The 13,887-nt window shown below is 31.5% G+C and carries 14 protein-coding genes; 6 read left to right on the top strand and 8 right to left on the bottom strand.

Annotated elements, in window-relative coordinates; translation table 11 throughout:
• Positions 1-12: 12 nt before the first annotated feature.
• Positions 13-882, bottom strand: a complete 870-nt coding sequence (purU, locus tag ACOSP6_RS10285) for a formyltetrahydrofolate deformylase (protein ID WP_422092770.1) — start codon at positions 880-882, stop codon at positions 13-15.
• Positions 883-932: 50 nt separating this feature from the next.
• Positions 933-1,772, bottom strand: coding sequence for a 1,4-dihydroxy-2-naphthoyl-CoA synthase (locus ACOSP6_RS10280; protein ID WP_422092771.1), 840 nt, complete (start codon positions 1,770-1,772; stop codon positions 933-935).
• A 92-nt stretch (positions 1,773-1,864) separates the two neighbouring features.
• Between ACOSP6_RS10280 and ACOSP6_RS10275 the strand changes: the two genes are divergently transcribed.
• Positions 1,865-3,127, top strand: a complete 1,263-nt coding sequence (locus tag ACOSP6_RS10275) for an alpha/beta hydrolase-fold protein (RefSeq protein ID WP_422092772.1) — start codon at positions 1,865-1,867, stop codon at positions 3,125-3,127.
• Between the two features lie 13 nt (positions 3,128-3,140).
• On the opposite strand, the gene ACOSP6_RS10270 is transcribed toward ACOSP6_RS10275, so the two are convergent.
• The 3 genes from ACOSP6_RS10270 to fsa all read right to left on the bottom strand — a co-directional run bounded on the left by ACOSP6_RS10270 (position 3,141) and on the right by fsa (position 5,941).
• On the bottom strand, positions 3,141-3,554 hold the full coding sequence (locus ACOSP6_RS10270) for a DNA-binding protein (RefSeq protein ID WP_422092773.1): 414 nt from the start codon (positions 3,552-3,554) through the stop codon (positions 3,141-3,143).
• A 2-nt stretch (positions 3,555-3,556) separates the two neighbouring features.
• Positions 3,557-5,209: a 2-succinyl-5-enolpyruvyl-6-hydroxy-3-cyclohexene-1-carboxylic-acid synthase gene (gene menD, locus ACOSP6_RS10265; protein ID WP_422092774.1), complete on the bottom strand. Its 1,653-nt coding sequence runs from the start codon at positions 5,207-5,209 to the stop codon at positions 3,557-3,559.
• A 78-nt stretch (positions 5,210-5,287) separates the two neighbouring features.
• Positions 5,288-5,941, bottom strand: a complete 654-nt coding sequence (gene fsa, locus ACOSP6_RS10260) for a fructose-6-phosphate aldolase (protein ID WP_422092775.1) — start codon at positions 5,939-5,941, stop codon at positions 5,288-5,290.
• 360 nt (positions 5,942-6,301) lie between these two features.
• On the opposite strand from fsa, the gene ACOSP6_RS10255 reads away from it, so the two are divergent.
• Positions 6,302-7,108: an HAD family hydrolase gene (locus ACOSP6_RS10255; RefSeq protein ID WP_422092776.1), complete on the top strand. Its 807-nt coding sequence runs from the start codon at positions 6,302-6,304 to the stop codon at positions 7,106-7,108.
• Between the two features lie 3 nt (positions 7,109-7,111).
• On the opposite strand, the gene ACOSP6_RS10250 is transcribed toward ACOSP6_RS10255, so the two are convergent.
• On the bottom strand, positions 7,112-7,915 hold the full coding sequence (locus tag ACOSP6_RS10250) for an SDR family oxidoreductase (protein WP_422092777.1): 804 nt from the start codon (positions 7,913-7,915) through the stop codon (positions 7,112-7,114).
• A 216-nt stretch (positions 7,916-8,131) separates the two neighbouring features.
• Between ACOSP6_RS10250 and ACOSP6_RS10245 the strand changes: the two genes are divergently transcribed.
• A complete protein-coding gene (locus ACOSP6_RS10245) occupies positions 8,132-9,523 on the top strand; it encodes a TlpA family protein disulfide reductase (RefSeq protein ID WP_422092778.1) in 1,392 nt (463 codons plus the stop codon).
• A gap of 87 nt (positions 9,524-9,610) precedes the next feature.
• On the opposite strand, the gene ACOSP6_RS10240 is transcribed toward ACOSP6_RS10245, so the two are convergent.
• Together ACOSP6_RS10240 and ACOSP6_RS10235 are read right to left on the bottom strand one after the other, a co-directional pair.
• A complete protein-coding gene (locus ACOSP6_RS10240; RefSeq protein ID WP_422092779.1) occupies positions 9,611-10,420 on the bottom strand; it encodes a TIGR00266 family protein in 810 nt (269 codons plus the stop codon).
• A 43-nt stretch (positions 10,421-10,463) separates the two neighbouring features.
• Positions 10,464-10,919, bottom strand: coding sequence for a DUF4442 domain-containing protein (locus ACOSP6_RS10235; RefSeq protein WP_422092780.1), 456 nt, complete (start codon positions 10,917-10,919; stop codon positions 10,464-10,466).
• A 165-nt stretch (positions 10,920-11,084) separates the two neighbouring features.
• Between ACOSP6_RS10235 and ACOSP6_RS10230 the strand changes: the two genes are divergently transcribed.
• Genes ACOSP6_RS10230 through ACOSP6_RS10220 form a run of 3 tightly spaced genes read left to right on the top strand, consistent with a single transcriptional unit; the run spans position 11,085 to position 13,874 of the window.
• Positions 11,085-11,519: a DUF4870 domain-containing protein gene (locus tag ACOSP6_RS10230; RefSeq protein ID WP_422092781.1), complete on the top strand. Its 435-nt coding sequence runs from the start codon at positions 11,085-11,087 to the stop codon at positions 11,517-11,519.
• An 11-nt stretch (positions 11,520-11,530) separates the two neighbouring features.
• Positions 11,531-11,875, top strand: coding sequence for a PadR family transcriptional regulator (locus tag ACOSP6_RS10225; protein WP_422092782.1), 345 nt, complete (start codon positions 11,531-11,533; stop codon positions 11,873-11,875).
• Positions 11,868-13,874, top strand: coding sequence for a PspC domain-containing protein (locus ACOSP6_RS10220; protein WP_422092783.1), 2,007 nt, complete (start codon positions 11,868-11,870; stop codon positions 13,872-13,874). The genes ACOSP6_RS10225 and ACOSP6_RS10220 overlap by 8 nt, the downstream gene beginning before the upstream one ends.
• Positions 13,875-13,887: the final 13 nt, after the last annotated feature.

Genomic DNA, 13,887 nt, shown 5'->3' with positions numbered 1-13,887 from the left:
TAATCTTACTCGCTATTCCCCCGACTCAGGAAAAACAATTGCTCTGTTGTCGGAAACAATAATTTGATGTTGTAAATGACACTTTACAGCTTTTGCTAAAACCAATCGTTCGATATCGGCACCGATTCCTTTTAATGTTTTCGGTGTACTTTCATGAGTAATTCGTTCAACATCTTGCTCAATAATTGGACCTTCATCTAAATCAACAGTTGCATAATGTGCAGTTGCTCCAATTAGCTTTACTCCTCGCTCATAAGCTCTTTGATACGGATTTGCTCCTTGAAAAGCTGGCAAAAACGAGTGATGAATATTAATAATTCTTTGAGGATACCTATTTATAAAATCTTCAGAAAGGATTTGCATGTAACGAGCCATTACAATTAAATCTACATTATACTTAGTTAATAAATCGGTAACCTGTGCTTCTTGTTCCTTTTTTGTTTCCTTAGTTATTGGTAAATGATAATAAGGTATATTGAACATATCAGCAATCGGTTTTAACTTATTATGATTACTTATAATCAAACTAATATTGCAATCAAGTATTCCTTCTCGTTGTCTTTCTAACAAATCATATAAACAATGACTTGTATGCGAAACCATAATTGCCACATTCTGTTTTTCTTTTCCGTAATGAACCGACCAAGTACAGCTTAGAGAAGTTGCTAATTTTAAGAACTTCTCTTCCAATTCTTTTTTAGAAATACTTGCGTCTTCTGCGTCTAAGCGAATACGCATATAATAGCGATCGGCAATTGCATTTACATATTGCTGACAGCTTAAAATATTAAAACCTTGTTCATAAAAAAATGTTGTGAACTTGGCTACTAAACCTTTTTGATCAGGACATTTAATTAAAAATGTAACTACTTGTGATTGCATTAGAAATTCTTAGATGAGTTTATACTTTACATAGCAAAATGGATTCCTCTCTATGGAATCCATTTTTTATCAAAATTTGGTTTTCTCTTTTCTAAGAAAGCATCTCTTCCTTCTTTTGCTTCATCTGTCATGTAAGCTAAACGAGTTGCTTCTCCGGCAAAAACTTGTTGTCCAACCATTCCATCATCAGTTAAATTCATAGCGAACTTCAACATTTTAATAGAAGTTGGAGATTTTGCTAAAATTTCTTGTGCCCACTGATAAGCAGTATCTTCTAATTCATCGTGTGGAATCACGGCATTTACCATTCCCATTTCATAGGCCTCTTGAGCAGAATAATTTCTACCTAAGAAAAATATTTCTCTTGCTTTTTTCTGCCCAACCATTTTTGCTAAATAAGCAGAACCATATCCTCCGTCAAATGAAGTTACATCAGCATCAGTTTGTTTGAAAATAGCATTTTCTTTACTCGCTAAAGTTAAGTCACAAGTTACATGTAAACTGTGACCTCCACCAACAGCCCAACCTGGCACAACTGCTATTACTGCTTTTGGCATAAAACGAATTAATCGTTGTACCTCTAAGATATTTAATCTGTGGTAACCATCTTGACCAACATACCCTTGATGTCCTCTTGCTTTTTGATCTCCACCAGAGCAAAAACTCCAAATTCCATCTTTAGTTGAAGGCCCTTCAGCAGACAATAAAACTACTCCAATCGAAGTGTCTTCATGTGCATCATGAAATGCATCTAATAATTCACTAGTTGTATGTGGACGAAATGCGTTCCTTACGTTTGGTCTGTTAAATGCAATTCTAGCAACACCATTACACTTCTTATAAGTAATGTCTGTATACTCTTTTGCAGTTTTCCAGTCTATGTTCATCATAATTTGAAAAAAAAATCGTTATTTAGGAAAACAAAAATAGTATATTATACTTTAGCATTTTTATAAGGTAAACCCCAAACAAACAATTATCGATGAGAAATTTAATATTAGCAGCTTTTTTACTTATCAACTCAGTAGCCTTTGCTCAAAAAATTTTTAACAAAAAAGTGAGTTCTATTCAGTTTAATGCTGATCGTGACATCAAGTTGTATTTACCTGAGGGGCACGAAACTGACACCATTAGAAAATATCCTGTAGCTATTGTTTTAAATAACGATTACTTATTCGATATTTATTTAGGTAACTCAAAAATATATGCTGCTGCAGATTTAACTCCAAAACAAATTGTAGTTGGGCTCGATGTTGATTTTGGAAGAAATAAAGATGTTTCTACAGTAGGAAAAAGTGGAGGATTAACCGATCAAAGTAAAAAGTTTTACAATTACATAAAAAGTGAACTTATACCTTATTTAGAGGCAAACTACAAAACTTCTCCATATTTAACTATTGTAGGAGATGGTGATGCGGCTAACTTTTTATTGCATTTCTTAAAAGAACAAAAACCTATTTTTAATGCTTACGTTTGTATTTCACCAATGCTTACAGACCAGAGTATTCGCTTATTAACCACTTATAATTTAAAACGTTTAGATGATCTTGATAATCAGTTTTATTTATACATGAGTTCTAACGCGTTTGAAAAACAAGAACGTAAGGATTTGTTTGAGCAAGCAAAAAAGGGATTAGAATCTTTAGAATTAAAAAACTTGCATTTAGCGTTCAAAGATTATAAAGATGTACCAAACAAACCTGCTGCAATTGTAAAAGCCCCAACAGATATTTTCAGTACAATTTTTGAATTATATCCAAGAATTTCGAAAGAAGAATATGATAAAAAAATTAAAGATTTAGATCCGCTAGAAGCAATAAAGTATTTAGAATCAAAATATATTGAAATCGAATACTTATATGGAACAAACTTAAATGTTCGTTTTGAAGATATTTATGCTATTGAAGGTATTGTAATGGACAGACAAGATGGAGATTATCTTAGAGTTCTTGGAGACTTTGTGATGATAAAACATCCTGAATCTCACTTAGGAGAGTACTATGTTGGTAAATATCATGAGTTAGGAAAAGATTACGAACAAGCACTATTCTACTATAAAGAAGCTTATGGTAAAATGGAATTATCTGATCCAAACGCGGAATTATTTTATGAAAATATTATTCGCATGGAAAGCGCTATAAAAAATGCTCCAAAAGAAGAACCTTTAGAAGAGTTACCTGAAGAAGATGAAGAAAATGATGATGAAAATCCAGATGAAGAAGACGAAGAAAAAGATGATGAATAAAAAAAGCTAGTTTTTATTTAACTAGCTCTATTCTATCTGACTTAAGAAGTATTTTTTTCTCTTTATATAAAGTACCAATTGCTCTTTTGAAAGCTTTTTTACTTAACTGCAAATGAAATTTAATAGATTCAGGAGAGCTTTTGTCTGTTAATAACAAAAATCCTTTTTCGTTTAACTTTTGAAGAACCTTATCAACGTCTTCATCGATTACGTTTCTAAAACCTTGAGGCCTTAAAGAAACGTCAATCTTTTCATCTTCTCTGATTTTCTTAATATATCCATCAATACGCATACCTTCTTCTAATTCGGTGAAAACTTCGTTAGAATACAATAAACCTTCATAAGTTTCTTCAATTAAAACAGTATACCCTAAAGCAGTTCTAACTCCTATAATTAATGCTACCTTATCTCCTTCTTTAAATTCCATTGTTATAAACTTTTAAAATATGCTGTTAAAATTTGATCGTTAATTTCTGATGGTGTAAAAACCTCTAAAATTTTAGGTTTCTCACTTTCCTGATAAAAATGAATTAAATTCTCACTTAATTCATCCATTGTATTTGCTGTAAGATACTCAAAGTTAAACATCTCAGCTAAATGATTCGCTGTTAATTGATGCGGAGTTTCAAAATACTGGAGCGCATTGGTCGATTTCGGTCCTGGAATAATTTTAAAAATTCCTCCTCCTGAGTTATTAATTATAATGATTCGAAAACTTTTAGGAATGTAAGAGTTCCACAAAGCATTACTATCGTAAAAGAAACTCAAATCTCCAGTCAACAAAGTTGTTTCTTTTTTTGCTGCGTATGCCGCTCCAATTGCGGTTGATGTACTTCCATCTATTCCACTAGTTCCTCTATTACAATAACAAGTAAAAGTTGGACTCACATCAAACAACTGCGCATAACGAATTAACGAACTATTACTTATTTGCAACTGAGAATTATTAGGAATTGTCTCTAAAATTTCCTCTACAACCTTTAAATCAGAATATTCTGCGGAATCCATAAAAGTCTTATGATTCTTATTTCTTGAATACTTCTCATTTAACCAAAACTCTTTATATTCAGAATCTTTTGATTTCAAAAATTCTTTAATAGTATCAAAAAAATCAACTGGTTTTTTCTGAATAAATTCTGACAAACAAAAATAGGTATCCATCTTTGTTTGTTCATCTATATGCCAATGATGAGCTGGTTGAAACTTTCGCAAAAATTGTTTAATCCTTTTTGAAACAACCATTCCTCCGAAAGTCACTAACAAATCTGGTTGTAACTTTTGAAAACCCGATTCATCTAATTTTGAAATTAGTTTATCAATCGAGTTAATATTTTTCTCGTGATGAAGATTTGAAGTCGTTTCAGTCAATATTAAAACGGACGGATCTTCATTCAATTTATTAATTAGATTTTGCGTTTTTTCGCATGTATCATGAACGCCGATTAAAACTAACTTTCTATTTGCTTGGTTCCATATTTCTGAGAGTTTAACTGCATCTACATTTCTTTCCTCCCTAATGATTTCATTTTGCCCGAAATCAAAAGATTCTAAAACATCAACAGTTTTATAAATAGGTTCATTAAATGGAACATTGATATGTACAGGACCAGAATTTAAGAAACTTTCCTGTATGGCTTTCATCACTTCAGATTTATTAAAACTTAACTCTCTTTCATCTTCAACTAAATTTGCTGAATATAAAATGTGATTTTGAAAAACATTCTCTTGACGAATTGTTTGTCCATCTCCAATATCAATTAAATGCTTTGGTCTATCAGCTGTAATTACTAGTAACGGAATCTTACTATAAAATGCTTCCGCAATTGCAGGGTAATAGTTAAGTAATGCAGAACCAGAAGTACAAACAACTGCAACTGGTTTTTTAGTTTGCTGTGCCATTCCTAATGCGAAAAAAGCAGCCGCTCTCTCATCAACAACACTAAACGTTTCAATTTCATTTACATTCGCAAAACCGATAGTTAAAGGTGCGTTTCTAGAACCTGGAGAAATCACAACTTTATCAATATTATAATACTGACAAGCGGAAATGACTAATTGTGCAAGTTGTTTTTTTGGATACATCAGTCTGCAAAAATATCACTAAAAAAGAAAATCCACACTATACGTGTGGACTTCTTATATATTTATATTGATTATATTTTAGTTTCCTTTTTTATAATCAGCTAAAAACTTCTCTAAACCAATATCGGTTAAAGGGTGTTTCAATAATCCTGTAATTGCAGATAAAGGACCTGTCATTACATCGGCTCCAATTTTAGCACAATCAATTACGTGCATTGTGTGACGTACAGAAGCTGCTAAGATTTCAGTTTCGAACATATAGTTATCGTATATATGACGAATCTCAGAAATTAAGTTTAAACCATCTGTAGAAATATCATCTAAACGACCAATAAATGGAGAAACATACGTTGCACCAGCCTTAGCTGCTAATAAAGCTTGACCTGCAGAAAAAACTAACGTTACGTTCGTTTTAATTCCTTTATCAGAAAAATACTTACAAGCTTTTACTCCATCAGCAATCATTGGTAATTTCACAACAATTTGAGGATGTAAAGCTGCTAATGCTTCACCTTCTTTAACCATTCCTTCGAAATCAGTAGAAATCACCTCTGCAGAAACATCTCCATCAACTATCTCACAGATTGATTTGTAGTGGTTTTTAATATTTTCCTCTCCCGTAATTCCCTCTTTAGCCATTAAAGATGGATTTGTTGTTACTCCGTCTAAAATTCCTAAAGCCTGAGCTTCACGGATTTGTTCTAAGTTAGCCGTATCAATAAAAAACTTCATTTGATTTTTGTTTTACTGTTGTGTTATTTTCTACAAAACTAATGTTTTATAATTAGTTTATATTTGAGCTTGTAAAAAATGTTTGGATTTTTATATGAATAAATTCGAAAGACGTTTAAAAGGCTACTACAAGTACAAAAAAAGATTGCAAAATTACAACCGTCAAGAGGATAATTATTACATATTAAAAACAACAGGAAAGCCTTGTAGCTGTTTTCTTTGTAGTCCTAAAGCAGAGAAAAACAAATACAAGCTTTCAAAGCAAAAAGGCATCATTCTATAACGTTTTAGTAATTACTTCGGTTAACACCCGACATATTACATTCGTAAGAATTACTTTTACTGTACTAAATTTCTTTTATGAAACTTTCAAATGTAAAACTTGTTGTTACCGATATGGATGGAACTTTGTTGAATTCTAACCATGAAGTAAGTGAGCGATTTTTCAATGTATTTGAAGAACTAAAGAAACATGATATTATTTTTGTTGCTGCCAGTGGTAGACAATTAAATAGTATTTCAGAAAAACTAGCTCCGATTAAGGATGAAATTTTGATAGTTGCTGAGAACGGTGGTATTGCCACAAGGAAAGAAGAACTACTTTTATCTACAGCTATCGAGTCAAAAAATTTAGAGAAAATTAATAGCGCTCTACAAAAAATTGACAATGTAAACGCTGTTTATTGCACTAAAGATAGAGCTTACACCAATAGCAATTCCGAAACTCTTTTAGATCTACTAGCAGAATATTACAACAACCACAAGCAAATAATTTCTTCTGATGAAATAAAGTTTCCAATTTACAAAGTTGCTTTATTTCATGAAATAAGCTCTGAAAAATATATTTACCCACATGTTCAACATTTAGAAAATGAGTTTAAAGTAAAAGTATCCGCAAACCATTGGGTAGATATTTCCGAAAACAATGCTAATAAAGGACACGCTATTGAACTTATTCAAAACATGTACAATATTAAACCTGAAGAGACATTAGTTTTTGGTGATTACAATAATGATATTGAAATGCTCAAAAAAGCGCATTTTAGCTACGCCATGGAAAATGCACATCCTTTAGTAAAGAAAACTGCAAACTTCATAACCAAAAACAACAATGAATTTGGGGTTGAAACTATTTTAGAAAATTTAATTTCTGAAAAGACTCGTTAAAATCTAGAGTTTATAATGATTCATGATTAATTTTTCATAAACTCTATCTGGCAAAGCTCTCTTTAAAAAAACAGAAAAACGCTCCATAAAAGCACCTACTTTATAATGTAATTTAGGCTTTTTTGTATTGATTATTTTATGAACGAGCTTAGCGATAATAACTGGGTTCATTCCCTCATCCACATAGTCATCCGATACTTGAAGGTTTTTACTATAAGAATCTTTATACGGTGAATCTTCAAAAACTGGTGTGTAGTATCTACCAGCAGAAATACTTGTAGCGAAACTTCCTGGGGCAATACTAGTTACATTTACACCAAAATTTTTCACTTCCATACTTAATGATTCCGTCAATAATTCGAAAGCTCCTTTACTCGCAGAATAGGCACTTCTAAAAGGCAAACCTGAATAGGCAGCCAGTGATGTAATATTGATAATTAATCCACTTTTTTGGTTTCTCATGTGTGGTAGCACTTTCTTCATAACATCTATTGGCCCGAAGAAATTAGTATTAAATCCTGCTTTTAATTCATCCATTGGAATATCTTCCATAGCTCCCATTAAACCTCTTCCAGCATTGTTAATCAATACATCTATTCTACCTTCGTTATTAATAACTTCACTTACGGCATCAGTAATGGAAGCCACATTAAGTACATCTAAAGAAATCATCGAAAAAGTAACATCTTTAACCTTTTTCGGGTTTCTACTAGTACCATAAACAATGTAACCATTTGAATGCAAATATTCTGCAATTGCCTTACCAATTCCTGAAGAAGCTCCAGTTATTAAAATTACTTTAGACATTTGTTAGTTTTTAAAGATTTGGTGAAAAATTGAGCTGAATAAAAAGATATGTGATATCTAGAAAAAAAAAGAATTATTCAATAAAATTTCGCCTCAAAAGTCTATAAACAAAGCTTTTTTTCCAAATTTTTTCGTTAAAGATTTTGAGGTCTTTCAAAAATAAGCTAATTTCGGTACTTTAAACATAATTTATTTTACCCCAAAATATAGTAAATCATGAAAAGATTGTTTCTGTTAGCTGTAAGTGTATTGATATTTACTGCTTGTGGTGATAAACCAAAACCTAAGGATTATGCTGTAATTTCTGGTGAGGCCCAGAATTTCAGAAAAAGAAACATAACCTTAATAGGTTATAATTTCGAAAAAGACATCAAATTTGATAGAAAAACTAAGACTTTCTCTGACACTTTAAAAAACTTAATACCTGGACACTATACTTTAAAAGTTGGTAAAAGACCTGTAAACGTTTATTTGACTTCAGTGGAAGACTTAAAAATAATAGTTGACGCAAAAAAACGTACGGAAGATCCTGTATTTGAAGGACCAAACGCCAATATTAACAATTATTTAACTGAGCGTTACAAAAAGTTCGGACTTATCTTAGGAAATGCTAATAAATTATTCTCGTTACCAGAGGATGAGTTTTTAAGTAAAATGGATGAGTATAAAACTGAGTTAGAAGAATTAGCTGAGTCGTCTCAATTACCTGCAGATTATTTAGAGAAAGAAAAGAGAAATATTTTTTATGAATTTGCAAGAAATATAAACAACTACCAGCCATACCATAGAATTTTATATGGAGATGAAGAATTTGAAGTTTCAGATAGTTTCCCTAGCAATATTTTAGATGATATTGACTTTAATAGTAGTGTAGACTACTTAAATTCATATTCGTATAGAACTTTATTGAAGGAATTCTTAGATAAAAAAGCTAACAAAAGAAAGCCTAAAGATGGAGACTTCGATTTGACTTACTTAGAAACTGTACATACGGAAGTTGTAGATACATTAATTAAGAACGATTTAATTCATCAAGCTGCCGTTAGACAAATAACAACAACGACAAATTTAAAAGAATACTACAAAAAGTTTATGGGGTATTCTACTAACGAGGCAAACAAGAAGGAAATTAAAGATTTATATGACAAGTTAAAGTTAACAGCAAAAGGTCAGCCTTCTCCTAAATTTACTGATTTAGAGAATTACAGTGGAGGAACAACTTCTTTAGATGATTTAATCGGTAAAGGAAAATATGTTTACATCGATGTTTGGGCTACATGGTGTGGTTTCTGTAAAAAAGAAATTCCTTTATTAAAAAGACTTGAGCAACAATATCATGGTAAAAACATTGAGTTTGTTAGTATCAGTGTTGACAAGGCTAATTTAAAAGATAAATGGAAACAAACAATTGTAGACAGAGAAATGACCGGAGTTCAATTGTTCGCTGGAAAAACACAAGATGAGCTTGATTTCACGAAAAATTACTTAATTAAAGGGTTACCTAGATTTATATTAATCGATCCTGATGGTAATATTGTGAATGCTAATGCTCCAAGACCTAGTGATGGTGACAAATTAGTTGATATTTTTGATGAATTAGAAATTTAATCAACATCTATTATAACAATAAAAAAAAGCTCAGTTTCGAAACTGAGCTTTTTTTATTATTGTTGAAATTTACAAAGAAGTCCTTTTTTAAAACCTGTTGTCTCCATCCAATAAATCTCCTAATCCACCCAAAATACTTCCTTCTCCTTTACTTTTACCTCCGCTCGGTATAGAAGATAAAACTCTTCCCGCTAATCGACTAAAAGGCAATGATTGAATAAACACAGTTCCTGGCCCTTGAAGCTTAGCAAAGAAAAGACCTTCCCCTCCAAAAATTGTGTTCTTTATACCTCCAACAAACTCAATATCATAATCAACATCTTTGGTAAACCCTACTATACAACCTGTATCCACTTTTAAAACTTCACCAGGCTTTAAAACTTTTTTTGCCATTGTTCCTCCTGCATGAATAAAACCTAAACCATCACCTTCCATTTTTTGCATTATGAAACCCTCTCCTCCAAACAAACCTCTTCCTAACTTTTTAGAAAATTCTATTCCTATCGAAACTCCTTTTGCAGCACATAAAAAAGCATCCTTTTGACAGATAAATTTACCTCCGTATTCAGTTAAATCGATTGGAATAATCTTTCCAGGATATGGTGACGCAAAGGAAACTTGTTTTTTACCATGACCTATGTTTGTAAAAACGGTCATAAATAAACTTTCTCCAGTTAATATTCTCTTCCCTGCAGAAAATATCTTTCCTAATAATCCTTTCTCTTGATTAGAACCATCTCCAAAGATTGTGTTCATTTTGACATCGGTATCCATCATCATAAAACTTCCACTCTCGGCAACTACACCTTCTTCCGGATCCAATTCAATTTCTACATACTGCATTTCCTCACCGTAAATTCTATAATCGATTTCATTTGCTCGTTGTTCTAGAAACATAATTTTAGTTTTTATTTGATTAGACTAAAGATTTTACTTTTTGTTACGCTTTTACTTTTAGACTCCACTCAAACTGAAACTTCGAAACCGAAATTCCATCTTCGTTAATACCTTCTGATTTCAATACTACGGTTTGTCCCTCACCAGTCGTAACAGCTTTTTGAATTGCTATATCTATTTCTCTTCCTTGACTGCATTCAAAACGTATCCTACCAATTGCCTTCTTTGTAAAAGTAGCATCCATATTAGTTACCAGCATTGAAATTTTCTTTCCAGATTTTTCAATGGACTGCATCACTAAAATCCCCGTTGTAAATTCTGCTGCCATTCCTTGAACCGCCCAAAACATCGATTTAAAAGGATTTTGGTTAATCCATTTAAACTTCACATGAGCCACTGCCCTTTCGGCTGAAATCGATTTTACACGAATTCCAGTAAAAAATGCTGACGGTAATTTAAATAATAGAAAAAAATTAATTTTTGCGGGTGTAAACTTCATTAGACCAGTATTTATAGGCAATTTAAAGCTTTCATAAGGGTTAAACAATTAAATTTTAATCTAATTTAGATGTTAAAAAATGTTAAATTTTAGTACTATGTATTGCATAATACCTTCTTTTAGATATATATTTGTATTGTAAAGTATTATATAAATCATTTTATTATGAAAAATAATAACGAGAATACCAACGCATTTTTAATCCATATTTCATCTTTTGCTGGATATTTATTCCCATTAGGAAGTATAATTACCCCTTTAATATTATGGCAAACTCAGAAGGATCGAAGTGCTTTTTTAGATGAACATGGTAAAGAAGCTGTAAATTTTAATGTTAGTTTTTCTTTATACATCTTTATTTTAAGTGCCTCTTTTTTCTCTTTCCTTTTTGGAGATATATTTAGAGGAATAGACAGAATTGACCACATAGATTTTGGACATAATTTTTCTTACAGCGGCAATTTATTTGGCTTTTTTGGAATTGCTTCATTAGTAGGAATTGTTGCCTTAATTAAAATTGCTTTAATCATAATAGCCTCAATGAAAGCTAATAATGGAGAACAGTATAAGTATCCATTTACAATAAAATTTATAAAATAAAACCACACTGAATGAAGATAGAAAACACAAAAGCGCAAATGCGTAAAGGCGTTTTAGAGTATTGCATCTTGTCAATATTACAAAAAGGCGATGCTTATACCTCTGAAATCCTTAACACATTAAAAAGCGCAGAGATGATTGTGGTTGAAGGTACCATATATCCCTTATTAACTCGCTTAAAAAATGCAGGTTTATTATCGTACAGATGGGAAGAATCTACCTCAGGACCACCACGTAAGTATTACGTATTAACAGAAAACGGAACCATGTTTTTAAAGGAATTAGATAAAACTTGGAATAATTTAGTAAATGCAGTAAGTCAAGTAACAAGTACAAAATCAACATCAAATGAATAAGACAATAAATATAAATTTAGGCGGATTTTTCTTCCATATAGATGAAAACGCGTATCAAAAGTTAAAACGATACTTAGACGCCATCGCTCGTTCATTAAGTGATGACCCACAAGGTAAAAATGAAATTATTTCTGATATAGAATCGCGTATTAGCGAACTATTATCTGAAAGAATAACAGACGCTCGTCAAGTTGTAAACGAAGGAGATATCGATGAAATTATCGCTATCATGGGACAACCTGAAGATTACACTGAAAGTGAAGATACATATGCTGATAGTAACGACTACAGCTACAGTAAGAGAAATAAATCTTCTAACAAAAAGTTATTTCGAGATAGCGAAGATAAATTCTTAGGAGGCGTAGCTTCTGGATTAGCTCATTATACAAATATTGACACAATTTGGGTTCGTTTGTTCTTTATCTTAACTGCTGTAACAACAGGTTTCGGATTTTTGATCTATATCGTTTTATGGGTTTTATTACCTGAAGCTAAAACAACAGCCGAAAAACTTCAAATGGAAGGTGAGGATGTCAACATTGGAAACATAGAAAAAAAAATTCGTAACGAGTTTGAATATCTCTCCACGAAGTTAAAAGACGGAGCTAGTGAAATAACTGAGAAAATCTCTAGTGCAGATTATGAAAAATTACGTAACCAAACTAAATCTGGATTTCAGGATTTTTTAGACACTTTAGGTAAAATACTGTCTGCTCTTTTCAAGGTTTTTGGAAAGTTCATGGGAATTTTACTTGTATTTATCGCAGGAATAGTACTTATATCATTATTATTTGCGATGTTTTCAATAAGTAGCTTAGAAATACTGGGATTTGAAGGAGATTTTGTTCACTACCCTCCGTTCTTTTATGATTCTGTTTTACCTAATTGGCTATTAACCTTATTTGGTATTTTATTAGTTGCCGTACCTATTTTAGCGTTATTAATTTTAGGATTACGAATACTATCACCTAATTTAAAAAGAGTTTCAACAACGACATCTTTATCCTTATTCGGTATATGGCTAGTTTCATTATTTTTTATTGGTTTTTCAGGAATTGAATTCGCTACTTCTAAAGCTCAAAGCGCGGTAAAAGTTAGTAAGAAATCAATACTGTTCAATCCGGAACAACCATTAAAAATTGGAGTTCAAAATGATGATGAAATTTACTATCAGCATAACTTAAGAAGAAGAAACAATGCTGTAGAAGTTTATGTTGAAGATGAAAAATTAAAATACTCTAATGATATAAAAATTGATGTTGCAAAAAGTGATAGCAACGAAGCGTATATTGAAATAAAAAAAGAATCAGAAGGCAGAAAACGCAAGGATGCTATGGACAATGCTGAGAAGATTAATTATAAGTTCAACTTAGATGGTAATAAAATTGTCTTCGATGCATTTTTCTTAAGTGAATTTAAAAACTTATGGAAAGAGGAAGAAGTGTATTTAACAGTTTACATACCTGAAGGAACAACGGTATACTTTGAGAATTCTTCGAAAAAGTTCTTATACAACATCGAAAACACCGAAGATATTTACGATAGAAACATGGCTAATCATCATTTCAAAATGACTTCAAAAGGTTTTGAATGTTTAGACTGCGAAGATGATGACTCGGACGATGATAATAGAAATAATTCTAATTGGAAAAACGATAACAATAACAACAACGACAATGATAACAATTCTGATGTATCTTTCTTATTTGATAGTACAATTAATGACTTAAAAGCGGAGTTTATAATCTCTAAACAAACCTCAAAAAACGAGTTGAACAAACTGATAAAATGGTTCAAAAATAAAAGAAACATTGATATCAAAATTATGGAGTCAAATTTCAAAAATGATAAGATTGAAAAAATCTTATTAGACATTGATTGCAATGATGGTTACAAAGGCGAGCTACGTATTTCGAACAACACTCTTAAAAATATTCCTAAAGGCTTTAGACGAGTATATGACGAGAAGGACAGTATGATGGCTTTTAAAATTTGGTAACTAAAAAACACGC

Origin of the sequence: Tenacibaculum sp. MEBiC06402 (genome assembly GCF_049239625.1) — a bacterium.
Taxonomy (GTDB): domain Bacteria; phylum Bacteroidota; class Bacteroidia; order Flavobacteriales; family Flavobacteriaceae; genus Polaribacter.
The sequence above is the reverse complement of the archived record's forward strand: the minus strand, read 5'-3'. Positions and strand labels throughout refer to the sequence as shown.